Consider the following 229-nt stretch of genomic DNA (forward strand, 5'->3'; position numbering starts at 1 on the left):
ATGCTTGTTGTTTTTTTTAAAGTATGAGGGTACCACGCAGATTCACCCTAGATCGCTGCTCGGCAGCGTCGGTATGGCAACAGAAGCGGCGCGGCGACCGCCCTACGGTTGCTGCCCGGGCGAATCCGGCGCGGAATGCCGCGATCGGGCGCAGCGGCAACATCGTCGTGGTGGACCCCGACGCCGGTGCGGGCGATCACCCGCAACTTCGGCATGCGGTCGAGCGCTG

At 64.2% G+C, this 229-nt stretch carries 1 pseudogene; it reads right to left on the reverse strand.

Annotation, left to right across the window (positions count from 1 at the left end):
* Positions 1-47 precede the first annotated feature (47 nt).
* Positions 48-229 (reverse strand): annotated as a pseudogene (locus tag CH42_RS15855) (hypothetical protein); the annotation flags it as partial.

It is taken from the genome of Leucobacter musarum subsp. musarum (genome assembly GCF_001273845.1).
Lineage (GTDB): Bacteria > Actinomycetota > Actinomycetes > Actinomycetales > Microbacteriaceae > Leucobacter > Leucobacter musarum.